A 24,427-nucleotide genomic window follows, 5' to 3' on the forward strand; every position below is an offset into this window, starting at 1 on the left:
GTTAACCGTGTACATGCCCATCCGCAACGGCACCACCCGCGACCGCATGCCCCTGGCCGTCCACATCCTCGGCCTCTCCGTCTTCGCCCTCGGCACGAGCGAGTTCATGCTCTCGGGTCTGCTCCCGCCGATCGCCGAGGACATGGACGTCACGATCCCGCAGGCCGGACTGCTGATCTCGGCGTTCGCGATCGGCATGGTGGTGGGGGCGCCGCTGCTGGCCGTGGCCACGCTGCGGCTGCCCCGCCGTACGACTCTGATCACCCTGCTCGCCGTCTTCGGGCTGGGGCAGGTGATGGGCGCCCTGGCCCCGAACTACCCGCTCCTCTTCGCCTCCCGTGTCCTCAGCGCCCTGGCCTGCGCGGGGTTCTGGGCGGTGGGCGCGGCGGTGGCCGTGGCCATGGTGCCCGTGACCGCGCGGGCCCGCGCGCTCGCCCTCATGATCGGCGGGCTGTCCCTCGCCAACGTCCTGGGCGTCCCGGCGGGCGCCTTCCTCGGTGAACACCTGGGCTGGCGCTCGGCGTTCTGGGCCGTGGCGGCCGCCTCGGCGGTCGCGCTCGCCGGAGTCGTCACGCGCATCCCGGCCCTGCCCCGGCCCGCGCCCGGCGAACGCCCCCGGCTCGCCGACGAGGTGCGCATCTACCGGGACCGTCAGGTGTGGCTCTCCATCGTCGTCGTCGCGTTCGCGGCGGGCGGCGTCTTCTGCGCGTTCAGCTACTTCGCCCCGCTGCTCACGGAGGTCGCCGGCCTCGACGACGGCTGGGTGCCCACCGTCCTCGCGCTGTTCGGGATCGGCGCGCTGGCGGGGACGGCGATCGGCGGCCGGTTCGCCGACGCGCACCTGTTCGGGGTGCTGCTCGGCGGGCTCGCGGGCTCGACCGTCGTCCTGGTGGCGCTCGCGCTGCTCGGCCGGTACGCCGCCGTCGCGGTCGTCCTCTCCTTCCTCCTCGGCGTCACCTGCTTCGCCACCGCCCCGGCCCTGAACGCCCGGCTGTTCAACGTGGCGGCCGCCGCCCCCACCCTCGCCGGGGCCACCACCACCGCGGCCTTCAACCTCGGCAACACCGGCGGTCCCTGGCTGGGCGGCACGGTCATCGACGCGGGGTTCGGCTACGCGTCGACGGCCTGGGCGGGCGCGGCGCTCACGGCCACGGCCATCGCGGTCGCGGGCGTCTCGCTGCGGCTGCACCGCCGGACGCCTGCCGCCTCCCGCGTGGTGTCCGGTCCGGGCGCCGGGTCAGGCGTTCCCGGAAAAACAGTGCGTACGGACGCCTGAGTCCCCCTATCCTCGCCGCCATGCGACCAATGGGCGGGGATCGGATACAGGAAGCCGTCGGCCACGCGGTGGCGGTGCTGCGGACGGCCGCCGACCGCGACTGGGCGGGGACCAAGGCGGGCGGCCTCACGTGGAGTTGCCGGGAGACGGCGGAGCACATCGCCGGCTGCCTCCTCGCGTACGCGGGCCAGCTGGCGGGGCGCGCGACCGAGGCGTACCTCCCCTTCGAGCTGGCCATGGACGACGACGCCGACACCGCGGGCGTCCTGGACGTCGTCCGGACGACCGGCGCGCTGCTGGCGGCGGTCGTGTCGACGACGCCGGCCGACGTCCGCGCGTTCCACCCGTATCCCTCCCGCTCCGCCGACCGTGAGACCTTCGCCGCGATGGGCGTCACGGAGGTGCTCCTGCACACGTACGACATCGCCGAGGGCCTCGGGCTGCCGTACGAGCCGCCGGACGAGCTGTGCGTGGACGTCCTCGCCCGCATCTTCCCGCACGTCCAGCCCGGCAACGAGCCCTGGCCGACCCTGCTGTGGGCCACCGGCCGCGGTGATCTGCCCGGCCGCGCCCCGGTCACCGAGTGGCGCTGGAGCATCCCCCTGGTCGTCCCGGGGGAGCGGCTCACGCTGCACGGCGTCACGCCCGCGGCCGCGGCCGACCTGGCCTCCGGGGGCACGGGCGGGTTCGAGTGGATCGAGGGCGGGCCGATCGAGGGCACCCGCGTGGGCGCGGGCCTGGTCTTCACGGCGTACCAGGCCGGGGTGCTGCGCCCGGAGTGGGGCATGTTCGTGCTGGTCCGCACCGAGGACGGGCGCGCGCTCGGCGCCCTGGGCTTCCACTCCGCGCCCGACGAGGAGGGGCGCGTGGAGATCGGGTACGACCTCGTCGAGGCGGCCCGCGGCCACGGCTACGCGACCGAGGCGGTGCGCACGCTGGCGGACTGGGCGGCGCGGCGGGCGCGCGAGACGGGGGACGTGCGGAGCCTGTGGGCGGTCGTCGACGAGTCCAACACGGCCAGCCAGGCGGTGGTGGAGCGGACCGGGTTCGCGCGGGTCGGGGAGGACGAGGAGGGCGGGGGTCAGTTCGCGTACGAGCTGCGGCTGCCGGGCGGCGTGGGCGCGGGCTGACCCGTACGGCCCGCTCCGTCCCTGCGGTGTTTCGGCCGGCGCAGGCCCGCCCCGGTGAGCCTGCGCAGCAGTTCCTTGCAGCCCACCTCCACGGCGCCCGCGCGCACGGCGTCCGCGTAGCGGTGCGCGGGGAGGTCGTAGTGGTCGCGTTCGAAGCCGCGCTCGGGGATGCCCAGCCGCCGGGCGAACGCGTGGAGTTCGTCGTACGAGACGTCGCTGACGAGGTGGGACCACATCCGGCCGTGCCCGGGCCAGATGGGCGGGTCGATGTAGACGGTCACGCGGGCACCTGCCGGTCCGCGTACTGCCCGTCCGCATACTGCCCGTCCGCGTACTGCCGGGCCGTCACGACGTCGTCGTCCCGCCCGTCGCCGACGCCAGCGACCCCACCGCGGCGACCTTCACGCCCGCCTTGTGGCAGACCCAGTGCGGGTCGGCGCCCAGCTCCGGCTCGACGTCGAGGGCGTGCGGGTCGCCCGAGCCGCAGGCCGGGCACAGGGGCCACCGCCCGTACCGTTCGAGCAGCGCGTCCTGGACGTCCTGGGCGACGAGCCCGGCCACGTAGTCCACGCCCTCCGGCCACTGCTCGACCCACCAGCGGCGGCGGACGACCGAGTCCTCGACGAGCGAGACCACGTCCGCCTCGGCCACCTCGCCCGCCACGAGGTCGGCGATCACCAGGGCGCGAGCCGCGTGCAACGCCTGCTCAAGGGGGCTGATGGTGTCCATGTATCCATTGTGCGCACTCTTGACCGCACCACCGAAACGAAAATATCTTTCATACGTGAGTGACAAGGTGAAGGAAATTTTCGCCGGCGGGACCGGTGGCGTCGGAGGGGCTCCACCGGCACCCGCCGCCCTCGCGGCCAAGGTGCGCACGCTCGCCCCCTCGATGACCAGGTCCATGCAGCGGGTCGCCGAGGTCGTCGCCGGGGACCCGGCGGGCTGCGCGGCCCTCACGGTCACCGGGCTCGCCGAGCTCACCGGCACCAGCGAGGCGACGGTCGTCCGCACCGCCCGTCTCCTCGGCTACCCCGGCTACCGGGACCTGCGCCTGGCGCTCGCGGGCCTCGCCGCCCAGCAGCAGTCGGGCCGGGCGCCCGCCGTCACCGCCGACATCGCGGTCGACGATCCCATCGCCGACGTGGTGGCGAAGCTCGCGTACGACGAGCAGCAGACCCTCGCGGACACCGCGGCCGGACTCGACACCGTGCAGCTCGGCGTGGCGGTCTCCGCCCTGGCGGCGGCCCGGCGCGTCGACGTGTACGGCGTCGGGGCCTCCGGTCTGGTCGCGCAGGACCTCACCCAGAAGCTGCTGCGCATAGGGCTGATAGCCCACGCGCACAGCGACCCCCACCTCGCGGTCACCAACGCCGTGCAGCTGCGCGCCAAGGACGTCGCGATCGCCATCACGCACTCCGGATCCACGGGGGACGTGATCGAGCCGCTGCGGGTCGCGTTCGACCGCGGGGCGACGACGATCGCGATCACCGGCCGCCCGAACGGCCCGGTCGCCCAGTACGCCGACCACATCCTCACCACCTCGACGGCCCGCGAGAGCGAGCTGCGCCCGGCGGCGATGTCGTCCCGGACGAGTCAGCTGCTCGTCGTGGACTGCCTGTTCATCGGGGTGGCGCAACGGACGTACGAGACGGCGGCACCGGCGCTGTCGGCGTCGTACGAGGCGCTCGCGCACCGCCACCGGAGCGGGGGAGCCTCGCGGTAGCGGTCCGTCGAGCAGGGTGAGGGGCGTCGCGGGCGCAGGTCGTGGGCGCTGGTCGCACCCACGCGGCGGAGCCGCACATCGACACAGCCCCGCGCCCCTCGAGTGCGCTCCCGAAGCGAGCCCCAGCCGGAAGACTTCGCACGTACACGACCCCGCACCCGCACACCCGCACCGGAGAAGGCCACCGCCCATGACCTCAAGCGCCGACGCAGCCGACACGACCGACGCAGCCGACGCGGACGGCACCCCCGCCCCGCAGCCCGCAGGTCCCGGCTCCGGCCCCGCCTCCGTTCCCGGCCCCGGCCACCGCACCCTGCAGGCCCAGCTGGAAACCCTGACCACTGAGGCCTTCCGCCCCGAGCTGTCCGAGATCGACCGGCTGCCCACCCTGGACATCGCGAAGATCATGAACGGGGAGGACGCGACGGTCGCGTCCTCCGTCGCGGCCCGGCTGCCCGAGATCGCCGCCGCGATCGACGCCGTCGCCGAGCGCATGTCACGGGGCGGCCGGCTGGTCTACGCGGGCGCGGGCACGGCCGGCCGGCTGGGCGTGCTGGACGCCTCCGAGTGCCCGCCGACGTTCAACACGGACCCCGCGCAGGTCGTGGGCCTGATCGCGGGCGGGCGGGACGCCCTGGTCACCTCGGTGGAGGGCGCGGAGGACTCGAAGGAGCTCGCGGCCGAGGACCTGGACGCCATCGCGCTGACCGCCGACGACACGGTGGTCGGCGTCTCGGCCTCCGGGCGCACTCCGTACGCGATCGGCGCGGTGGAGCACGCCCGCGCGCGGGGCGCCCTGACGGTGGGCCTCGCCTGCAACGCCGGCAGCGCGCTCGCGGCCGCCGCCGACCACGGCATCGAGGTCGTCGTGGGCCCCGAACTGCTCACCGGCTCCACCCGGCTGAAGGCGGGCACGGCCCAGAAGCTGGTCCTGAACATGCTCTCGACGATCACGATGATCCGTCTGGGCAAGACGTACGGGAACCTGATGGTCGACGTACGCGCCTCCAACGACAAGCTCCGCGCCCGCTCGCGCCGTATCGTCGCGCTCGCCACGGGCGCCACGGACGAGGAGATCGAGAGGGCCCTCGCGGCGACGGACGGCGAGGTCAAGAACGCCGTCCTCACCCTCCTGGCCGACGTCGACGGCCCGACGGCGGCCCGTCTGCTGGAGGAGAACGGGGGGCACCTGCGGGCGGCGCTGGAGGCGGGGACGAGCGGCTGACGCGCCCGGCTGACAGCGCCCGGCCGATGCCCGTGTGATTGTCAGTGGCGTGTGCGACGGTGGACGCAGGAGACGGAAAGGGAAAGGGACCCGCACGCCGTGAATCACGCACAGCTCACCGCCCTCGGCCGCGCCCTGCGCCTGCTCGGCGAGCACGGCGAGGCGCTGGGCGCCGACACCCCGGACGCGAGGCTGCACGAGGTCAGGGCCGACCTGAGACGTGCCCTGGACCTGCTGGACGAGACGGTCACCACCGCGGCCCCCGCCACGCGCTGCGCCGAGCACCCGAACGGGCCGGTGGACGAGGACGCCCCCGACCGCTGCCTGCTCTGCGAGACCCGCCGGCGCTCCGCCCGCCGGGCGGAGCTGAACGGCGCGTACGGGCCGCCGCGGTCCGCCGGCGGGCAGCCCGCCGGCGACCCGGCCCCCTCGCGCTACGGCACGCGCGGCGACCGTCCCCAGCCCCAGCAGCGCTGGCTCCCCGAGGCGTGGAACGGCCAGACGTGGCAGCTGTGCGGCACCCCGCGGCGCGACCGCCGCGAGGCCGAGCTCTATCTCGCCGCCCAGCGCCGCGGCCCGCGCCCGGCCATGGCGTACCGCCTGGTCCATGAGTTCACGGACTACGAGGTGCTCCGTGTCTGGGGCGAGCCGCTGCGGATCGACATCGAGCCGATGGGCAACCTGTAGGAGAGCGCGAAGATCGCAGGAGCGTCAGCTGAGCGTCTTCAGCGACGCCGCGTCGTACGGCGCCAGCTCGTCGAAGCGGCCGGAGAGCACCTTCGCCGCCCACTGCGGGTCCTGGAGCAGGGCGCGGCCCACGGCGACGAAGTCGAACTCCTCGGCCTCCAGGCGGTCCAGCAGATCGTCGATGCCCCGGGTCACGGCGCCCTCACCGGCGAACGCCTTGAGGAAGTCGCCGTCCAGGCCGACCGAGCCGACCGTGATGGCGGCCTTGCCGGTGAGCTTCTTCGTCCAGCCCGCGAGGTTGAGGTCCGAGCCCTCGAACTCCGGGAGCCAGTAGCGGCGGGTGGAGGCGTGGAAGGCGTCCACTCCGGCCGCGGCCAGCGGGGTGAGCAGGGCCTCCAGCTCCTCGGGGGTCTCGGCGAGCCGGGCCTTGTACACGTCCTGCTTCCACTGCGAGTAGCGGAAGATCACCGGGAACTCCGGCGAGACCGCCGCGCGCACCGCGGCCACGATCTCCGCCGCGAACCTCGTCCGGGCGACGAGGTCACCGCCGTAGGCGTCGGTACGGCGGTTGGTGCCCGCCCACAGGAACTGGTCGATCAGGTAGCCGTGCGCCCCGTGCAGTTCGACGCCGTCGAAGCCGATGCGCTCGGCGGCGGCCGCGGCCTCGGCGAACGCGGCGATGACGTCGTCCAGGTCCTGCCGCGTCATGGCCTTGCCCGTGCCCTCGGTGCCGTCGAGGCGCAGCCCGGAGGGGCCCACCGCGGGGGCGTCCGGGAACGGGGGCTCGCCCGCCTGCCGCACCATGCCGATGTGCCACAGCTGCGGCACGATCGTGCCGCCCGCCGCGTGCACCGCCTCCGCGACCTTCGCCCAGCCCGCGAGCTGCTCCTCACCGTGGAAGCGCGGCACGCTGTCGCTCTGCCCGGCCGACTCGTGCCCCACGTACGTGCCCTCGGTGACGATCAGGCCGACGCCCGCGGCCGCCCGCCGCGCGTAGTACGACTGCACGTCCTCGCCCGGGACGCCACCGGGCGAGAACATCCGGGTCATCGGCGCCATCGCGATCCGGTTCGGCACGGTCAGGCCGTTGATCGAGGTGGGGCGGGACAGGATCCGTGCCGCGCGGGAGGCGGTCTCGGTGGCCGCCTCGGGGGCGGTCTCGGGGGCGGTGTCCGTCATGGGAGGGCTCCTCGGTACCGATTGGTATGTGCACGCGCATCTGCTACGCCACGCGTCAACCGGCGCATCCGCCGCAGCATTCCTGCATCCGGCGGACCGTCATGTGATCCAGGCCACTCCCATGCGATCGGAGCCCTGTCGTGGCGACAGGGTGAATCGCCCGCAGGCATGGGGTGAATCGCCCGCGGGCAGGGCGCCGTATGCCGTGTTTCGCCCCGATCTCGCCGTACATATCACGGTGTGACCATCACGGCGACTGGAACGAGCAGAAACGGGACGGTGGCGCCCCCGCCATGCCGGACGGCGGCGCCCCTGTCGGGCCGGACGGCGGCGCCCCCGTCCGGCATTCCACGATGGGCGGCACGCGCCGCCGGGGCGCCCCCGGGGACGGGCGCGGACCTGGCCGGACTCACGGTCGCCGTCGTCGGCCTGGGCTACGTGGGCCTGCCCACCGCACTGGGCCTGTGGAGCGCCGGCGCCACGGTCGTCGGCATCGACATCAGCGACCGGCGGCTGCGCGCCGTCCGGGCGGGCGACGTCGACCTGCTGCCGGCTCAGCGGGCGGCGCTGGCCTGCGCCGGGAGCACCGACCAGTTCCGGCTCACCACCGACGCGGCGGCGCTGCGCACCGCGGACGCGGTGATCGTCTGCGTGCCCACCCCGGTGACGGAGGACCGGCTGCCCGACACCGCCGCACTGCGCGCGGCGTGTGCGACGGTGGTCGGCCACGCGGCCGAGGGCCAGCTGATCGTGCTGACCTCGACCAGCCACGTCGGGACGACGCGCGAACTGCTGACGGAACCGCTGGCCGCGCGGGGCCTGGTCGCCGAGGAGAACGTCCTCGTGGCCTTCGCCCCGGAGCGCATCGACCCCGGCAACCAGCGGCACATGCCCGAGCACACCCCGCGGGTGGTCGGCGGCACCGGACCGCTGAGCACCCGGGCGGCGGCCTTCCTGCTGCGGTCGACCGCCTCGCACGTGCACCAGGTGGCCGACCCCGAGACGGCCGAGATGGCCAAGCTCTGGGAGAACGTCTTCCGGGCCGTGAACATCGCCCTGGCGAACGAGCTGGCCGACGCCTGTCTGCACCTCGGCCTCGCCCCGGTCCCGGTGATCGAGGCCGCGGCGACGAAGCCGTACGGCTTCATGCCGTTCCGCCCGGGCCCCGGCGCGGGCGGCCACTGCATCCCGTGCGACCCTCACTACCTGCTCGGGCAGCTCCGGCGGGACGGACCGGCGACGCCCGTCGTCAGCGCGGCCATGACCGCCCTGCACGAACGGCCCGCGCGCATCGCCCGCACCGCCGCCGGCCTCCTCGCGGCCGACGGGATCCCCGCCGGGCGGGCCCGGGTGCTGGTGCTCGGCGTGGCGTACAAGGAGGGCGTGGCGGACGTACGGGAGAGCCCCGCGCTGCGCATCCTCGGGCTGCTCGCCGCCCAGGGCGCCGACGTCCGCTACAGCGACCCCTACGTGCCCTCGGTGACCGTGGACAGCACGGTCCTGCGCTCCGAGCCGCGCCCGCACGACGCCCACGGGGAGTGGGACCTGGTGATCGTGCACACCGTGCACCCGGGGACCGACCTCACCTGGCTCGACACGGTGCCGCGGGTGCTCGACACCCGGTCCCCCAAGGGCCCGCCGCTCACACCGGTGGCGGCCTCGTGACCGCCCCCGCCTCCACCCGGTCCCTGGTCCCCGAGGGCGAGGACGTCGGTCCGGGGGACGTCCCGGCCCCGCCGCCCCGCACCTCCGCACCGCACCGGCTGACCGACCGGCTGCGCGGCGCCCTCGACGCGCTGCCGCCCGCCGAGCGCGCCGGCGTGGTCCGGCTGCTGACCCTGGCCGCCCTGCTCCCCGTACTGCTGCTCATCGCGCGCCGCACGGCCCAACTGCCGTACGGAGCGAGCCTGCTCACCGTCTACGGACTCACCGTGCTGTCCGGCACCGCCTGCCTGCTGTACGCGGCGTACGCCCGCTACGACGATCCGGCCGTCCGCACGATGCGCCACCGCGCCCCGCATCACGCGGCCTTCCCGGCCCTCCCGGCCCGGCCCCGGGTCAGCTTCCTGCTCGCGGTCAAGGACGAGGCCGGCAACATCGAGGCCTGCGTACGGTCGATGGCCGCCTCCGACTGCCCCGGCCTGCAGATCATCGTGGTCGACGACGGCTCGCGGGACGGCACGGGCGACATCCTCGACGGACTGGCGGACGAACTCGGCATCACCGTCATCCGGCTGGAGCAGAACGTCGGCAAGAAGGCGGCCCTGGTGCGCGGGTGCGCGGTCGCCGACGGCGACGTGCTGGTGTTCACCGACTCCGACTGCGTCATCGCCCCGGACGCGGTCCGCCTGTGCGTCGAGGCCATGGTGCGCCACCCGGACCTGGGCGCGGTCAGCGGCCACTGCCGGGCGCTCAACGCCCGGACGAACCTGCTGACCCGGCTCCAGGACGTCTGGTACGACGGCCAGTTCCGCGTCGCCAAGGCGGCGGAGTCCGCCTTCGGCTCCGTGACCTGCGTCTCCGGGCCGCTCGCCGCGTTCCGCCGGGAGGCCGTCGTCAACTACCTGCCCGCCTGGGCCGGGGACCGGTTCGCGGGCGCCCCCTTCCGCTTCGCCACCGACCGCCAGCTGACCGGCTACGTCCTGGGCCAGCGCTGGCGCGGCGCGGCACTCAAACGCCGCCACGCCGACTCGCCCTTCGTCACGGAGCACGACCACCCGGAGCGGCGCTGGCAGGTCGGCTACAGCCACGCCGCCCGGGTGTGGACGAACGTCCCCGCCCGCTGGCGGCCCTTCCTGCACCAGCAGGTGCGCTGGAAGAAGAGCTTCGTCCGCAGCCTCTTCTTCACCGGCGGCTTCATGTGGCGGCGCGGACCCGCCCCCGCCCTGCTCTACTACGGCCACGCCCTGTGGGTGCTGGCGGCGCCCGCGCTGGTCTTCTGGCACCTGGTGTGCGCCCCGCTGGGCCAGACCGCCGGGCTGACCCTGCTCTACCTGTGCGGGGTGCTCCTCAAGGGCGTCCTGTGGGGGCTGGCCTACCGCCTCGGCAACCCCGGGGACCGCGGCTGGCGCCACCGGCCGCTGATGAGCCTGCTGTGCTGCTGCGTCCTGGCGTGGCTGCTGCCCTACGCCGTGCTCACCCTGCGCCGCGGCATCTGGACGAGGAGCCCCGCATGATCCTTGTGACCGTGAGGAGAGCCCTGCGTCTCCTCGGCCGGTGCGCGGCCGTCACCCTCACCCTGGCCGCCGTCGCCGCCCTCTACTTCGTCGTACTGACCCGGGACGGCCTCCGGTGACGCCCCGCCCGGCCCGGCCGGTCCGACCGTCGACCGCATCCGCCCGACCGGCCTCCAAGGCTCCCGGGCGGCTCCGCCGCGCTCTGACGCGCACCGTGCTCGGCACCCTGGCGGCCGCCGTCGTCGCCACGCCGTTCGTCGCGACCTGGAGCTACGACGCCCATCGCCGCGCGGTGTCCGAGCAGGCGCCCGCCCCGGCCGGCGGCTCCGACGCCCGGCCCCGGACGCCCGCCGCCCGGCACCCCTCCGCCCCCGTCGTCCTCGCCTACCACGACGTCGCCCCGCACCCGCACAGCCGCTACACGGTCAGCCCGGAGCGGCTCGACGCCCAGTTGTCCGCGCTCCGCGCCACGGGCCACCGCGCCCTGTCCACCGAGGAGTTCGTCCGCTACCTCGCCACCGGCCGGCCACCCGCCCCGCGCAGCGTCTACCTCACCTTCGACGACGGCACCCGCGGTCTGTGGGCGTACGCGGACCCGATCCTGGCCAAGCACCGTATGAAGGCCGCCACCTACCTGATCACCGGCATGGTGGGCACCCGCCGCCCCTACTACCTGACCTGGCCGGAGGTGCACCGGATGGCCGGCTCCGGCCGCTGGGACTTCCAGGCCCACACCCACGACGGCCACCACCGCGCGGCCGTCGACGCCTCCGGACGGCACGGCTCGGTGCTGGCCAACCGGCTGTGGCGGCCCGGTCCCGGGCGGCTGGAGACGGAGGCGGAGTACCGCCGCCGCGTCGAGGCGGACCTCGACCGGTCCGCGCGTGCCTTCGCCCACCAAGGGCTGCCCGCGCCCCGGCTGTTCGCCTACCCCTTCTCGGAGACCGGCGCGCGGACCAACCTCGCGGGCCGGAACACATCCGTCCTGGAGCGCCTGCTGCGCGCCCGGTACGCCGCCACGCTCACCAACACCACCCCGCGCCCGCTGCCCGCGGGACCGCGCGCCGCGGCGGCCGGGCAGGTGCGCCGGCTGGAGGTGCTGCGGAGCACCACCCCCGAGGAGCTGCTGCGGGCGGTGGACGCGTGGGCGTCGAGCACGCCGGGCGACGCGCCCCGGCCGCTGCGGCAGCCGGGCGGGTGGGAGTTCCCCGGCAGTCCCCCGGGCACCGGCCTGGCGGCGTTGACCGGCCTCGGCTCGCCGCACCGGACGTATGTGTCCGCGGTGCACCGGCCCATGTCCACGGCGGACTGGAGCAGCTACCGGGTGACCGCCCGGGCCGACGGCCTGCGCGGCACCGGCACCGGGGTCTCCGTCGAGGTCGGCCACGGCGGCGGGTATCCGTGCACCCTCACGGTCGGCGCGCGCGGACTGCGCGTGACGCTACGGCGGCCGGACGGGGAGCGCCGCGCGCTGGCGACCCGCCGGCTGGCCCCGTCGGCGGCCCACCGTCTGACCCTGCGCACGGCACCGGGAACCGTCCGCGTCACGGTCGACACCACCTCGTTCGTCGTACGGCTCCCGGAGCGGGCCACGGCGGCGCGGACGAGCGGGGGCATCGCCCTCGGTGTCCGCAACGAGTCGCCGGGCACGCCCTGGCCCCGCTTCACCTCGCTGCGTGTGTCACCGGGAAGTACGTAGGACACGCAGCAGAGAACGCCCGAGGGCGGCACCCCCTGTCGAACAGAACAGGGAGTGCCGCCCTCGGTACTTTCGGCGGACGAGGTCCGATCCGGAGAACCGGATCAGAAGTCCATGTCACCGCCCGGCATGCCGCCACCGGCGGGCGCGGCGGCCTTCTCCGGCTTGTCGGCGATGACGGCCTCGGTGGTGAGGAACAGCGCGGCGATCGACGCGGCGTTCTGCAGCGCGGAGCGCGTCACCTTGGCCGGGTCGATGATGCCCTCGGCGATCATGTCCACGTACTCGCCGGTCGCGGCGTTCAGGCCGTGGCCGACCGTCAGGTTGCGGACCTTCTCCACGACGACGCCGCCCTCGAGACCACCGTTGACGGCGATCTGCTTCAGCGGGGCCTCCAGGGCGAGCTTCACGGCGTTGGCGCCGGTCGCCTCGTCACCCTCGAGCTCCAGCTTCTCGAAGACCTGGGAGGCCTGGAGCAGGGCCACGCCACCACCGGCGACGATGCCCTCCTCGACGGCCGCCTTGGCGTTGCGCACGGCGTCCTCGATGCGGTGCTTGCGCTCCTTGAGCTCCACCTCGGTGGCGGCACCGGCCTTGATGACGGCCACGCCGCCGGCCAGCTTCGCCAGGCGCTCCTGCAGCTTCTCGCGGTCGTAGTCGGAGTCGCTGCTCTCGATCTCGGCGCGGATCTGGTTCACCCGGCCCGCGACCTGCTCGGCGGAGCCGGAGCCGTCCACGATCGTGGTCTCGTCCTTGGTGATGACGACCTTGCGGGCACGGCCCAGGAGGTCCAGGGACGTGTTCTCCAGCTTGAGGCCGACCTCTTCGGAGATGACCTCGCCGCCCGTGAGGATGGCGATGTCGTTCAGCATCGCCTTGCGGCGGTCGCCGAAGCCGGGGGCCTTGACCGCGACGGACTTGAAGGTGCCGCGGATCTTGTTGACGACCAGGGTCGACAGGGCCTCGCCCTCGACGTCCTCGGCGATGATCAGCAGCGGCTTGCCCGACTGCATGACCTTCTCCAGGAGCGGGAGCAGGTCCTTGACGTTGGAGATCTTCTGGTTGGCGATCAGGATGTACGGGTCGTCGAGGACGGCCTCCATACGCTCCATGTCGGTGGCGAAGTACGCCGAGATGTAGCCCTTGTCGAAGCGCATACCCTCGGTGAGCTCCAGCTCCAGACCGAAGGTCTGGGACTCCTCGACGGTGATGACGCCTTCCTTGCCGACCTTGTCCATGGCCTCGGCGATGAGCTCGCCGATCTGGGTGTCGGCGGCGGAGATGGAGGCCGTGGAGGCGATCTGCTCCTTGGTCTCGACATCCTTCGCCTGCTCGAGCAGGGCACCGGAGACGGCCTCGACGGCCTTCTCGATACCGCGCTTCAGGGCCATCGGGTTGGCACCGGCGGCGACGTTGCGCAGGCCTTCCTTGACCAGGGCCTGGGCGAGAACGGTCGCGGTGGTCGTACCGTCACCGGCGACGTCGTCCGTCTTCTTGGCGACTTCCTTGACCAGCTCGGCGCCGATCTTCTCGTACGGGTCCTCGAGCTCGATCTCCTTGGCGATGGAGACACCGTCGTTGGTGATCGTGGGGGCGCCCCACTTCTTCTCGAGGACGACGTTGCGGCCCTTGGGGCCGAGGGTCACCTTGACGGCGTCCGCGAGCTGGTTCATGCCGCGCTCGAGGCCGCGCCGCGCCTCCTCGTCGAACGCGATGATCTTGGCCATGTGAAGTGGTCCCTCCAGGACTGGGGGTGAACTCTTCGGACCGCGCCCGCGCCCGCGACGGACGGCTCGCCGGCCTCGTGGTTCCTTGCCCCACTTGGCCTGCGGGCCTCACCGACCCGGTCCTTCGTTGTCACTCTCACCTTCAGAGTGCTAACGCAATGATTAGCACTCGGCACCTGCGAGTGCAAGGTGCGCCCGCGGAGCGGGCCCTTCGGAGGCGCCCCCGGGCCCCCGCACGGGTCGGCCCCCGGACGGCCCCGGACGGCCCCGGACGGCCCCGGACGGCCCCGGGCAAGGCGAAAGGCCCGCACCCCGGGTTCTCCCCTGGGTGCGGGCCCTTCGAAGACGAACGCAGAACGTGGCTGCGATACAGTCGGCGCGCGCGTCAGCCGGCCACGCGGACCATGTCCGCCTGCGGCCCCTTCTGGCCCTGCGAGATCTCGAACTCGACCCGCTGACCCTCCTCCAGAGTGCGGTAGCCGTCCATCTGGATCGCGCTGTAGTGGACGAATACATCCGCACCACCGTCGACCGCGATGAAGCCGTACCCCTTCTCCGCGTTGAACCACTTGACGGTGCCCTGAGCCATGCCTAACTCCCCTATTACTGGCCCTTGCACAGATCCACACTTCGCGGACCCGGGTCAGACCTCACCCCCCAACGGTTGGGGGTGTGCGCCGGAACGCGTCGACCGCGGCTGAATGTATCTGTCCAACTGCCGTCTGCAACAGGTCAATCGGACGAGAATTCTGGACACGAGCGGTCGGGAATGTACGGAGAATTCCCTTGAATTCAGGGCAAGTCGGGCCTGACAAAGGGAACAAATTGCGCAAAAGCCCTGCACACTTTGGCTACATCATGTCGGGCGTCAACCGGGAAGTCATAAGCGCGGGCTCCGTATCTCATACGAGAAACGAACCAGGTTCCCCAACTGTACCGCGCTCAACCAAGCAGAATTGCCCCCTCCGCTTCTCTCACGGAGGGGGCAATTCGATGAACTTACGGTAACCGCGGTTACCGAGGGTAATAATCAGCCGCCGGCGACGGCCGGGATGATGGAGACGCCCGCCCCGTCCGGGGTCGCCGTCTCCAGGCCCTGCTCGAAACGGACGTCGTCGTCGTTGACGTACACGTTCACGAACCGGCGCAGCTTGCCCTGGTCGTCCAGGACGCGCCCGCCGATACCCGTGTGGTTCTTGTCCAGGTCGGCGATGACCTCGGCGAGCGTCGCACCCTCGGCGCTCACCTCCGACTGACCGCCGGTGTAGGTGCGCAGGATGGTGGGGATGCGGACGGTGACGCTCATGGGTGGGACCTCCTGGTGACTACTGGTGGGGCGGCGCCCGCTGAGGGACGCGGGGCGGTGCGAGGCGGCAGAGGGGCCGGCCGCGGCGCGGCTACGCGAGTCCGGCCTCGCGGAACGCGTCGAGGCTCGGGCGGATGGTCGCGGTGAGGCCGGTGCCGGCCACCGCGTCCAGCGTCTTGAGGCCGTCGCCGGTGTTGAGGACGACGGTCGTCTTCTCCGGGTCGAGGAGACCGTTCTTGATCAGCTTGCGGGTGACACCGACGGTCACACCGCCCGCCGTCTCGGCGAAGATGCCCTCGGTCCGGGCCAGCAGCCTGATCGCGTCCACGATCTCCGCGTCGTCTACGTCCTCCACCGCACCGCCCGTACGGCGCGCGATGTCGAGGACGTACGGCCCGTCGGCGGGGTTGCCGATGGCGAGCGACTTGGCGATGGTGTCCGGCTTCTGCGGGCGGACGACGTCGTGGCCGTCCTTGTAGGCCGTCGACACCGGCGAGCAGCCCTCGGCCTGCGCGCCGAAGATCTTGTACGGCCTGTCCTCGACGAGCCCCAGCTTGATCAGCTCCTGCAGCCCCTTGTCGATCTTCGTGAGCTGGGAGCCGGAGGCGATCGGGACGACGATCTGGTCGGGGAGCCGCCAGCCCAGCTGCTCGCAGATCTCGTACGCGAGGGTCTTGGAGCCTTCGGCGTAGTACGGCCGCAGGTTGACGTTGACGAAGCCCCAGCCCTCGCCGGCCGGGTCGCCGATGAGCTCGGAGCAGAAGCGGTTGACGTCGTCGTAGTTGCCCTGGATACCGACGAGGTCACCGCCGTAGACGGCGGCCATGACGACCTTGCCCTGCTCCAGGTCGTGCGGGATGAACACGCAGGAGCGGAAGCCCGCGCGGGCGGCGGCCGCGCCGACGGCGCCGGCGAGGTTGCCCGTGGAGGAGCAGGAGAGGGTGGTGAAGCCGAAGGCGCGCGCGGCCTCCAGCGCCTGGGCGACGACGCGGTCCTTGAAGGAGTGCGTCGGGTTGCCCGAGTCGTCCTTCACGTACAGGCCGCCGGTCACGCCGAGTTCGCGCGCCAGGTTGTCGGCCTGGACGAGCTTGGTCCAGCCGGGGTTGAGGTTCGGCTTCCCGGCGACGTCGGCCGGGACGGGCAGCAGGGGCGCGTAGCGCCAGATGTTCGCGGGGCCGGACTCGATGCGCCGGCGCAGTTCCTCGGTGTCGTACGCGGAGAAGTCGTACGCGATCTCCAGCGGCCCGAAACACTCCTCGCAGGCGAACACCGGGCCGAGCGGGACGCGGTGGCCGCACTCGCGACAGGACAGCGCGGCGGCGGGTCCGAGATCGACGGAGCCGGAGTTCGCGGTGGCGGAGTTCGCAGCGGCGGAGTCGGTGGAGGTTGCAGCAGTCTGCACAGCCATGGAGGCGAGGCCCTTTCTCCTCATCTTCCTCACGACGCACCTCGCCGTGAGACGGATTTGGCACCTTCCCTAGCCGGGAGCCCCGCGGAGTCGATCAGCGGTCGTCGATGACCGGTCGATCGCTACGAGAGCCGGCTGGAGGGTTGCCGGGGCTTCATCGGGCCGTGTCCCTCTGCCCCTCTGGATGAGCGGTATGCGGTTGTGAACGTCGGTGACCCCCGACATGCGATGGTCATCCGCGTTGTTCAAGACTGTAACCGACGGCCAGGACAGTTGAGATAGACGTCCGAACCGCGAGATGGATCACACATGCACCCTGTGTGATCGAAGAGGGAGGAGCCCCAGGCTGTGCTGGAAGAAGTCGAGCGCTGGCTGAGCGCACGCTCCTGGTCCGTGACCGATCGCCCGCCGCACCAGCTCATGGCGGCGAAACGTGCCACGGGCCAGTCGGTCAGCGTCGTTCTGCCCGCGCTCAACGAGGAGGCGACGGTCGGCGACATCGTCGCCGCGATCCGCCGCGACCTCGTGGAGGCGACACCGCTCGTCGACGAGATAGTCGTCGTCGACTCGGGGTCGACGGACCGCACCTCCGCGGTGGCCGCCGCCGCGGGCGCCAGAGTCGTCCACCGGGACGAGATCCTCCCGCGCATCCCGGCCGTGCCCGGCAAGGGCGAGGTGCTGTGGCGCTCCCTCCTCGTCGCCCAGGGGGACATCATCTGTTTCATCGACGCGGATCTGCGGGAGTTCTCGTCCGACTTCGTCTCCGGGATCGTGGGCCCGCTGCTCACCGACCCCGAGACCCAGCTGGTCAAGGCGATGTACGACCGTCCGTTCACCGCCTCCGGGGGCGTCCCGGCCGGGCAGGGCGGCCGGGTGACCGAGCTGATGGCCCGCCCGCTGCTCAACATGCACTGGCCGCAGCTCGCGGGCTTCGTCCAGCCGCTCGGCGGCGAGTACGCGGCCCGCCGCTCGCTGCTGGAGCGGCTGCCGTTCCCGGTCGGGTACGGCGTCGAGCTGGGCATGCTGGTCGACGCGCTGCACCTGGTCGGCCTCGACGCCCTGGCCCAGGTCGACGTCGGCGTCCGCAGGCACCGCCACCAGGACGGCCAGGCGCTCGGCCGGATGGCCGCCGCGATCTACCGCACGGCCCAGCTCCGGCTGGCCCGCGGCCACCTCGTCCGCCCGGCCCTCACCCAGTTCGAGCGGGGCGAGGACGGTTTCGAACCGCGCACGTACTCGGTGGACACGGAGGAGCGGCCGCCGATGGTGGAGATCGAGGAGTACGCGGCCAGGAGAGCGGCGTAGACCGTGCGGGGCGCGGGGAACTCGTACCAGCGGCTTGTATCAGAAGCCTGTATACGGATGAGACATACGTTTGAGTCTTTCCACCTCGGGCTAGGTTGAGGCGTATGGCTTCCGCATCCCCCAACGGTGCCCGTGTCCTCGTCGCGTCCAACCGCGGCCCGGTCTCGTACTCGCTGGACGAGGCCGGTGAGCTCACCTCCAGGCGTGGCGGCGGCGGGCTGGTGTCCGGCCTGTCGGCCATCGGCCCGGACGCAGACGCCGTATGGGTCTGCTCGGCGCTCGGCGACGGCGACCGCGAGGCGGTACGGCGGACCGGCGGCGCCCTGGACCCCCAGGACACCGGCGGTCAGCGCGTACGCATGCTGGACATCGCCGCCGACGTGCACGCGGACGCGTACAACGGCATCGCGAACTCGGTGCTGTGGTTCGTCCACCACATGCTGTACCAGACGCCCTTGGAGCCGGTCTTCGACGCGGAGTTCCGGCGGCAGTGGGCGGCGTACGAGGCGTTCAACCGCGCGTTCGCCGAGGCGCTGGCCGAGGAGGCGGGCGAGGGCGCGGCGGTGCTCGTGCAGGACTACCACCTGGTGCTGGTGCCCCGGATGCTCCGCGAGCTCCGCCCGGACCTGCGGATCGGGCACTTCTCGCACACACCGTGGGCGCCGCCGGAGTACTTCCGGCTGCTGCCCGACGACATCGCGGCGCAGGTGCTGGGCGGCATCCTCGGCGCGGACCGGGCGGCCTTCCTCACCCGGCGCTGGGCGGACGCGTTCACGGAGTGCTGCCGCACCGTGCTGGGGCCCGGCATCCCCTCGGGCACCCGCATCGGGGTGCACGGGCTGGGTGCCGACGCGGACTTCCTGCGCGAGCGGTCCCGCAGGGCGGACGTGGACGAGCGGATGGCGGCGCTCAGGGAGCAGATCGGCACGGCACCGGACGGCACCCCCCGCAGGACGATCGTCCGGGTCGACCGGACCGAGCTGTCGAAGAACATCGTGCGTGGACTGCTGGCCTACCGGCAGCTGCTCGAGGACCGCCCGGAGTGGCGCGAACGGGTGGTGCACGTGGCGTTCGCGTACCCGTCCCGGCAGGACCTGGCCGTCTACCGGGACTACACGGCCGAGGTGCAGCGCCTGGCCGACGAGATCAACTCCCAGTACGGGACGCCCGGCTGGACCCCGGTGGTCCTGCACGTGAAGGACGACTTCGCCCGCTCGCTCGCCGCGTACCGGCTGGCGGACGTGGCGCTGGTCAACCCCATCCGGGACGGGATGAACCTGGTCGCCAAGGAGGTGCCGGTCGTCTCCGACGGGGGCTGCGCGCTGGTGCTGTCGCGGGAGGCGGGCGCGTACGAGGAACTGGGCGAGGACGCCATCACGGTGAACCCGTACGACATCACCGGCACGGCCGCCGCGCTGGCCGCCGCGCTGGCCCTGCCGGACGACGAGCGCGCCGAACGCAGCAAGCGCCTGGCCGCCGCGGCGACCGCGCTCCCCCCGGCCCAGTGGTTCCTGGACCAGCTGCGGGAGCTGGAGGGCTGACGGGAGCTGGAGGGCCCACAGGATCAGCAGGGGCCGGGCCGGCGGGAGCCGCGGCCCGGCCCCTTCCCCTCAGCCGATCGCGTCGGCCAGCGCCCCGAGCAGCCCCACGACCCCCGCCGGGCCGTCCACCACCAGGTCGGCGCGCTTCTGGACCTCGGTGACCTCGTTGCTGCCGCTGCACACCAGCAGACCGGGTGTGCCCTCGGCGCGCAGTTCGTCGACCGCGGCGAAGGCGGGCAGGTCACCGAGGTCGTCACCGGCGTACAGCACCGCTTCGGCGCCCACCTCGCGTACGTACTCCCGCAGGGCGACGCCCTTGTCCATGCCCGGCGGGCGGAGCTCCAGGACCAGCCGGCCGGGCTCGACGACGAGGCCGTGCCGGGCGGCGAGCTCGGCGAGGGGCTGCCGCAGGGCCTCGAACGCGGCCTCGGGGTCGGCGGCGCGACGGGTGTGGACGGCGACCGCGCGGCCCTTCTCCTCGATCCACGTGCCCTGCCAGGTGCCGGCCCGGTCGAGGACACCGGGCAGTTCGGCCCGGACGGCGGCGACGCCCGGGTGCGGGGCGGGAGCCGTGACCTCGCCGGTGGCCGCGTCCCAGCGCTCGGCGCCGTAGTGACCGAGGACGACCAGGTGCTCCAGGCCGGGGACGCCCGCGAAGCCGCCGTGGCGGACCGCGACACCGGCCGGGCGGCCCGTGATCACGGCGACGGAGGCGGTCTTCGGGGCGAGGGCCGCGAGTGCGGGGACGGCGCCGGGGTGTGCCCGGGCCTGCTCGGGGTCGGCGACGATCGGCGCGAGCGTGCCGTCGAAGTCCAGCGCGACGACCGCCCGGCGCGGCCGCGCGAGCAACGCGCCGAGCCCGTCCCGCCCGGCCGACGTCGCGGGCGTCGGCAGGAGGTCGTTGTCGTTGCTGTCCGTGGAGTCCGGGAGGTCCGGAGAGTCCGGGGAGTCCGTGTGGGTGCCCATACGGTGACTCCTATCCAGGCTCGGCCGCCCGTACCCGTACCCCGTCCGGCCCGCGGTCCGCCCCTCTGCCCGGTTTGGTCCTCAGCGCTCCGCGCGCCGGGCCTCCCGTATCCGTCTCAGCCGGTTCACCGTGACCGGGTCGTGCCGCAGGGCACGGGCGTCGTCGAGCAGGGCGTTGAGCAGCTGGTAGTAGCGCACCGGCGCCAGTCCCAGCTGCTCTCGTACGGCCCGCTCCTTGGCTCCGGGGCCCGCGAAGCCACGGCGTTCCAGGGCGAGGATGGCCCGTTCCCGCGCACTCAGCCCGTGCTCGTGCTCGTCCATACCTAGACCGTAGCCCCGGCCACTGACACCGCGGACCGCGTCACCGGCCTCGCGCACCACCGCGGACCGCCACGGACCACCGCCGACCAACGCCGACCACCGCGGACTACGCGCCGTTCTCCGCCTTCAGCGCCACCTGCTGCAGCTCGTCCAGAACCGCCCGGGGGTCGCCGTCCGGTGCCACGGCCTCACCGATCCGCTGCTTGACCGCGGCGCTGACCTCGGCCCAGGAGGTCTTGCCGACGGGGTAGAGCTCGGTCTCGGGGAGCTCGTCCAGGAACGCGGCGAGTTCGGCGTCGGACTTCGAGGCGGCCATGGCCTCCGAGGCGGTGGTCGTCGTCGGCAGCAGGTCGTACTTCCGGGAGAAGGCGAGCACGTTCTCCTCGCTGTAGACGAAGTCGAGGAACGAGCCGATCTCCCTCTGGTGGCCGTTCTGCTTGAACGCCATCATCCAGTCGGCCACGCCCATGGCGGCGTGGGTCCCGCCGGTCCTCCCCGGCATCGTCACCGTCCCGAACTCCACGCCCTTCTCAGCGGCGGACCGCAGGAGGGAGGGATGGCCGTTGAGCATGCCGACCTCACCGCGCGTGAACGCGGCGAACGCGTCGGCGCGGTTCAGCTGCGCGGGCGCCGTCGGCCCGGTCAGCCCCTTGTCCACGAGCTCTTCCTTGAGCCAGGTGAACGTCTCGACGTTCTGCTCGGAGTCGAGGTCGTACGAGCCCACGTCGTCGAGGTAGCCGGCACCGCCGCTCAGCATCCACTGCATGGTCTCGGCCTGGGCCTCCTCCGGGCCCAGCGGCAGCGCGTAGGGGATCTTCACGCCGGCGTCCTCCAGCGCGGCCGCGTCCGCCGCCAGCTCCTTCCAGGTCCGCGGCGGGGAGGTGATCCCGGCCTCCTCGAACAGCTCCTTGTTGTAGAAGAGCACCCGTGTGGACGCGGCGAACGGCATGCCGTACTGGATCCGGTGCACCGTCCCCGCATTGACGAGCTGGGGCAGGAAGTCCGCCTGGACGGGGATGGAGAGCAGTTCACCCGCCTGGTAGAGCAGCCCCTCGTCGGCGTAGTCGGCGTACGCGCCGATCTGGGCCATGTCCGGTGCCTCGCCCGCGTCGACCATCTTCCTGACCTTGGCGTCGACGTCGTTCCACGAGTACACGCTGACGTCGATCCGCACACCGGGGTGCGTCTTCTCGTACCGCGCGGCCAGGTCGTCCCAGTACGCCTGACTGCTGTTGGCCTTGGAGTCGCCGTACTCGGCGGCGACCAGCTTGAGCGTCACTTCCCCGGATCCGGAGCCTCCGCAGCCGCCGAGAGTCGCCGTCATGCCCAGTGCGGACACCACCGCGAACGTTCCTGTCCATCGCCGCTGCACTTGCTACTTGCCCCACATCTTGCCGCACGTCTTGCGCCGTGCTTCTTGCCGTGCTTCTTGCCGTACTTCTTGCTGAACCGTTGTTCAGTCGGTTGTTGACACAAGATCTACCGTACGAGAGTGGACTAGACCTCTTCCGGGTCGACGGGCCACACTGTTCCCCGTGAGACATGTCATCGCCCTCGACGTGGGCGGCACCGGAATGAAGGCCGCCCTGGCCGGGGCCGACGGCGTGCTGCTCCACCAGGCCCGCCGGGCCACCGGGCGCGAGCGCGGCCCGGACGCCGTCGTCACCTCGGTCCTCGACTTCGCCGCCGAGCTGCGCGCGTACGGCGAGCGCCGCTTCGGCGAGCCCGCGGCGGCGGCAGGTGTCGCCGTGCCCGGCATCGTCGACGCCGAGCGCGGCACCGCCGTGTACGCGGCCAACCTCGGCTGGCGCGACGTACCCCTGCGCGCCCTGCTCGCCGAGCGGCTCGGCGGCATCCCGGTCGCCCTCGGCCACGACGTCCGCACGGGCGGGCTCGCCGAGGGGCGCATCGGGGCGGGCAAGGGCGCGGACCGGTTCCTGTTCGTTCCGCTGGGCACCGGGATCGCGGGCGCGATCGGCATCGGCGGCTCCGTCGAGGCGGGCGCGCACGGCTTCGCCGGCGAGATCGGCCACATCGTCGTACGGCCCGGGGGCGCCGCGTGCCCGTGCGGACAGCGCGGCTGTCTGGAGCGGTACGCCTCCGCGGCCGCCGTCGGCGAGGCCTGGGCGGCGGCGTCGGACAACCCGAAGGCGGACGCGGCGGACTGCGCCCGCGCCGTGGAGTTCGGCGACCCGCGGGCCGTACGCGTCTGGCAGGACGCCGTGGACGCGCTCGCCGACGGGCTCGTCACCGCGCTCACCCTGCTGGACCCGCGTGTCCTGATCATCGGTGGCGGGCTCGCCGAGGCGGGGGAAACCTTGTTCACACCGCTGCGGGCCGCCGTCGAGCGGCGCATCACCTTCCAGACCCTGCCGTCCGTCGTGCCCGCCGCCCTCGGGGACACCGCGGGCTGCCTCGGCGCCGGGCTCATGGCCTGGGACCTGCTGACCACCACCCCAACGACCTCGGAGGTAACCACCTGATGGCCACTGAGCGGGACCGGCGCGATCCGGTGCTGGACCGGGCCCCCACGGGGTCGCGGGGCGACAACCCACCCAGCTCGTCACCCACCTCCCCTGGGAGCGCTCCCGGCGGAAAGCGCGGCCGCGGCCTCGTCCTCGCCGGCGCCCGGGTGGTCCTGCCCTCCGGGACCGTGGACGGCGGCCGGGTGGCCGTGGACGGCACGCGGATCGCCGAGACGGCGCACGAGGACGCCGACGTGCTGGACCTGACCGGCCACTGGCTGGTCCCCGGCTTCGTCGACCTCCACAACCACGGCGGCGGCGGCGCCTCCTTCACCTCCGGCACGGTCGACGAGGTCCTGCAGGGCGTCCACACCCACCGGCTGCACGGCACCACCACGCTCGTCGCCTCCACCGTCACGGGCGACATGGACTTCCTCGCCCAGCGCGCGGGACTGCTGTCGGAGCTGGCCGAGCAGGGCGACATCGCGGGCATCCACTTCGAGGGCCCGTTCATCTCGCCGTGCCGCAAGGGCGCGCACTCCGAGAAGCTGCTGCGCGACCCGGACCCGGCCGAGGTCCGCAAGCTGATCGACGCGGCCCGAGGCCGGGCCGTCATGCTCACCCTCGCCACCGAACTGCCGGGCGGCATCGACTCCGTCCGTCTCCTCGCCGAGCATGGGGTCATCGCGGCGATCGGCCACACGGACGCCACGTACGAGCAGACGGTGGAGGCGATCGACGCGGGCGCGACCGTGGCGACACACCTGTTCAACGCGATGCCCGGCCTCGGCCACCGCGCGCCCGGCCCGATCGCGGCACTGCTGGAGGACGAGCGGGTCACCGTCGAGCTGATCAACGACGGCACCCATCTGCACCCGGCCGCCCTGGAGTTGGCCTTCCGCCACGCGGGCGCGAGCCGGGTCGCGTTCATCACGGACGCGATGGACGCGGCCGGCTTCGGCGACGGCCGCTATCTGCTCGGCCCGCTGGAGGTCGAGGTCAGCGAGGGCGTGGCGCGGCTGGTGGAGGGCGGCTCCATCGCGGGCTCCACCCTCACCCTGGACCGCGCCTTCCAACGGGCCGTCACCGTCGACGGGCTGCCGGTCGAGGACGTCGTGGCCGCCGTCTCCACGGGCCCGGCGAAACTGCTCGGCCTCGACGACCGGATCGGCTCCCTCGAACCGGGCAAGGACGCGGACCTGGTGGTGCTGGACGCCGGCTTCTCCCTGAAGGGCGTGATGCGCCAGGGCGAGTGGGTGGTCGATCCGGCCGCGAGCTGAGACATTCGTC

The 24,427-nt window shown here is 73.0% G+C and carries 23 protein-coding genes and 1 riboswitch; of the genes, 13 read left to right on the forward strand and 10 right to left on the reverse strand.

What is annotated here, in order from left to right; genetic code table 11:
- Positions 1-46: 46 nt before the first annotated feature.
- Positions 47-1,276 (forward strand): Cmx/CmrA family chloramphenicol efflux MFS transporter, encoded by a 1,230-nt coding sequence (locus IE242_RS06175; protein ID WP_189856471.1) that lies wholly within the window; start codon positions 47-49, stop codon positions 1,274-1,276.
- Between the two features lie 20 nt (positions 1,277-1,296).
- Positions 1,297-2,406, forward strand: coding sequence for a GNAT family N-acetyltransferase (locus IE242_RS06180; RefSeq protein WP_229858241.1), 1,110 nt, complete (start codon positions 1,297-1,299; stop codon positions 2,404-2,406).
- On the opposite strand, the gene IE242_RS06185 is transcribed toward IE242_RS06180, so the two are convergent.
- Both IE242_RS06185 and IE242_RS06190 read right to left on the reverse strand, forming a co-directional pair.
- Entirely contained in the window at positions 2,358-2,687 is a 330-nt protein-coding gene (locus IE242_RS06185) for a DUF4031 domain-containing protein (protein WP_189855973.1), read from the reverse strand. The two genes, IE242_RS06180 and IE242_RS06185, sit on opposite strands and share 49 nt — an antisense overlap.
- 64 nt (positions 2,688-2,751) lie before the next feature.
- Positions 2,752-3,135: a DUF8819 family protein gene (locus IE242_RS06190; RefSeq protein ID WP_189855975.1), complete on the reverse strand. Its 384-nt coding sequence runs from the start codon at positions 3,133-3,135 to the stop codon at positions 2,752-2,754.
- A gap of 55 nt (positions 3,136-3,190) precedes the next feature.
- Between IE242_RS06190 and IE242_RS06195 the strand changes: the two genes are divergently transcribed.
- The 3 genes from IE242_RS06195 to IE242_RS06205 all read left to right on the forward strand — a co-directional run bounded on the left by IE242_RS06195 (position 3,191) and on the right by IE242_RS06205 (position 6,044).
- On the forward strand, positions 3,191-4,132 hold the full coding sequence (locus IE242_RS06195; protein WP_189855977.1) for a MurR/RpiR family transcriptional regulator: 942 nt from the start codon (positions 3,191-3,193) through the stop codon (positions 4,130-4,132).
- Positions 4,133-4,322: 190 nt separating this feature from the next.
- Positions 4,323-5,357 carry an N-acetylmuramic acid 6-phosphate etherase gene (gene murQ / locus IE242_RS06200; RefSeq protein ID WP_189855980.1) on the forward strand — a complete coding sequence of 345 codons (1,035 nt, stop codon included), beginning with the start codon at positions 4,323-4,325 and terminating at the stop codon, positions 5,355-5,357.
- A 99-nt stretch (positions 5,358-5,456) separates the two neighbouring features.
- Positions 5,457-6,044: a hypothetical protein gene (locus IE242_RS06205; RefSeq protein ID WP_189855982.1), complete on the forward strand. Its 588-nt coding sequence runs from the start codon at positions 5,457-5,459 to the stop codon at positions 6,042-6,044.
- A gap of 24 nt (positions 6,045-6,068) precedes the next feature.
- Here IE242_RS06205 and IE242_RS06210 read toward each other — a convergent pair whose 3' ends face one another.
- Positions 6,069-7,223 (reverse strand): NADH:flavin oxidoreductase, encoded by a 1,155-nt coding sequence (locus tag IE242_RS06210; protein WP_189855984.1) that lies wholly within the window; start codon positions 7,221-7,223, stop codon positions 6,069-6,071.
- Positions 7,224-7,502: 279 nt separating this feature from the next.
- On the opposite strand from IE242_RS06210, the gene IE242_RS06215 reads away from it, so the two are divergent.
- The 4 genes from IE242_RS06215 (at position 7,503) to IE242_RS06225 (ending at position 12,098) form a co-directional block, all read left to right on the forward strand.
- Positions 7,503-8,888 (forward strand): nucleotide sugar dehydrogenase, encoded by a 1,386-nt coding sequence (locus IE242_RS06215; RefSeq protein ID WP_229858244.1) that lies wholly within the window; start codon positions 7,503-7,505, stop codon positions 8,886-8,888.
- A complete protein-coding gene (locus tag IE242_RS06220; RefSeq protein WP_229858247.1) occupies positions 8,885-10,399 on the forward strand; it encodes a glycosyltransferase family 2 protein in 1,515 nt (504 codons plus the stop codon). The genes IE242_RS06215 and IE242_RS06220 overlap by 4 nt, the downstream gene beginning before the upstream one ends.
- Positions 10,396-10,518: a hypothetical protein gene (locus IE242_RS38535; RefSeq protein ID WP_268249426.1), complete on the forward strand. Its 123-nt coding sequence runs from the start codon at positions 10,396-10,398 to the stop codon at positions 10,516-10,518. Before IE242_RS06220 ends, IE242_RS38535 begins: the two co-directional genes overlap by 4 nt.
- A gap of 95 nt (positions 10,519-10,613) precedes the next feature.
- A complete protein-coding gene (locus IE242_RS06225) occupies positions 10,614-12,098 on the forward strand; it encodes a polysaccharide deacetylase family protein (RefSeq protein ID WP_229858250.1) in 1,485 nt (494 codons plus the stop codon).
- Positions 12,099-12,202: 104 nt separating this feature from the next.
- Here the strand turns inward: IE242_RS06225 and groL are convergent, their stop codons facing one another.
- The 4 genes from groL to thrC all read right to left on the reverse strand — a co-directional run bounded on the left by groL (position 12,203) and on the right by thrC (position 16,539).
- Positions 12,203-13,825, reverse strand: a complete 1,623-nt coding sequence (groL, locus tag IE242_RS06230) for a chaperonin GroEL (protein WP_030576451.1) — start codon at positions 13,823-13,825, stop codon at positions 12,203-12,205.
- A gap of 385 nt (positions 13,826-14,210) precedes the next feature.
- Complete coding sequence (locus tag IE242_RS06235; RefSeq protein WP_003986833.1) at positions 14,211-14,414, reverse strand: cold-shock protein; 204 nt, start codon at positions 14,412-14,414, stop codon at positions 14,211-14,213.
- A gap of 441 nt (positions 14,415-14,855) precedes the next feature.
- Positions 14,856-15,131, reverse strand: coding sequence for a MoaD/ThiS family protein (locus IE242_RS06240; RefSeq protein WP_189855988.1), 276 nt, complete (start codon positions 15,129-15,131; stop codon positions 14,856-14,858).
- 91 nt (positions 15,132-15,222) lie between these two features.
- The gene (gene thrC / locus IE242_RS06245; protein ID WP_189855990.1) at positions 15,223-16,539 is read right to left on the reverse strand and encodes a threonine synthase; all 1,317 of its coding nucleotides are present in this window, start codon (positions 16,537-16,539) and stop codon (positions 15,223-15,225) included.
- Positions 16,540-16,556: 17 nt separating this feature from the next.
- A riboswitch (SAM riboswitch) is annotated at positions 16,557-16,730 on the reverse strand.
- A gap of 157 nt (positions 16,731-16,887) precedes the next feature.
- On the opposite strand from thrC, the gene IE242_RS06250 reads away from it, so the two are divergent.
- Together IE242_RS06250 and IE242_RS06255 are read left to right on the forward strand one after the other, a co-directional pair.
- Positions 16,888-17,844, forward strand: coding sequence for a glucosyl-3-phosphoglycerate synthase (locus tag IE242_RS06250; RefSeq protein WP_189855992.1), 957 nt, complete (start codon positions 16,888-16,890; stop codon positions 17,842-17,844).
- A 104-nt stretch (positions 17,845-17,948) separates the two neighbouring features.
- Positions 17,949-19,385, forward strand: a complete 1,437-nt coding sequence (locus IE242_RS06255) for an alpha,alpha-trehalose-phosphate synthase (UDP-forming) (RefSeq protein WP_189855994.1) — start codon at positions 17,949-17,951, stop codon at positions 19,383-19,385.
- Positions 19,386-19,454: 69 nt separating this feature from the next.
- Here the strand turns inward: IE242_RS06255 and otsB are convergent, their stop codons facing one another.
- The 3 genes from otsB to IE242_RS06270 form a co-directional block, all read right to left on the reverse strand.
- On the reverse strand, positions 19,455-20,351 hold the full coding sequence (otsB, locus tag IE242_RS06260; protein ID WP_189855996.1) for a trehalose-phosphatase: 897 nt from the start codon (positions 20,349-20,351) through the stop codon (positions 19,455-19,457).
- Between the two features lie 81 nt (positions 20,352-20,432).
- On the reverse strand, positions 20,433-20,672 hold the full coding sequence (locus IE242_RS06265) for a DUF3263 domain-containing protein (protein WP_189855998.1): 240 nt from the start codon (positions 20,670-20,672) through the stop codon (positions 20,433-20,435).
- Between the two features lie 106 nt (positions 20,673-20,778).
- A complete protein-coding gene (locus tag IE242_RS06270; protein WP_444545820.1) occupies positions 20,779-22,044 on the reverse strand; it encodes an extracellular solute-binding protein in 1,266 nt (421 codons plus the stop codon).
- Positions 22,045-22,207: 163 nt separating this feature from the next.
- Between IE242_RS06270 and IE242_RS06275 the strand changes: the two genes are divergently transcribed.
- Together IE242_RS06275 and nagA are read left to right on the forward strand one after the other, a co-directional pair.
- Positions 22,208-23,155, forward strand: a complete 948-nt coding sequence (locus IE242_RS06275; RefSeq protein ID WP_189856000.1) for an ROK family protein — start codon at positions 22,208-22,210, stop codon at positions 23,153-23,155.
- Entirely contained in the window at positions 23,155-24,417 is a 1,263-nt protein-coding gene (gene nagA, locus IE242_RS06280) for an N-acetylglucosamine-6-phosphate deacetylase (protein ID WP_189856003.1), read from the forward strand. The genes IE242_RS06275 and nagA overlap by 1 nt, the downstream gene beginning before the upstream one ends.
- The last annotated feature ends 10 nt before the right edge of the window (positions 24,418-24,427 follow it).

It is taken from the genome of Streptomyces poonensis (assembly GCF_014650915.1).
In the GTDB taxonomy this organism is placed as follows: Bacteria; Actinomycetota; Actinomycetes; order Streptomycetales; family Streptomycetaceae; genus Streptomyces; species Streptomyces poonensis.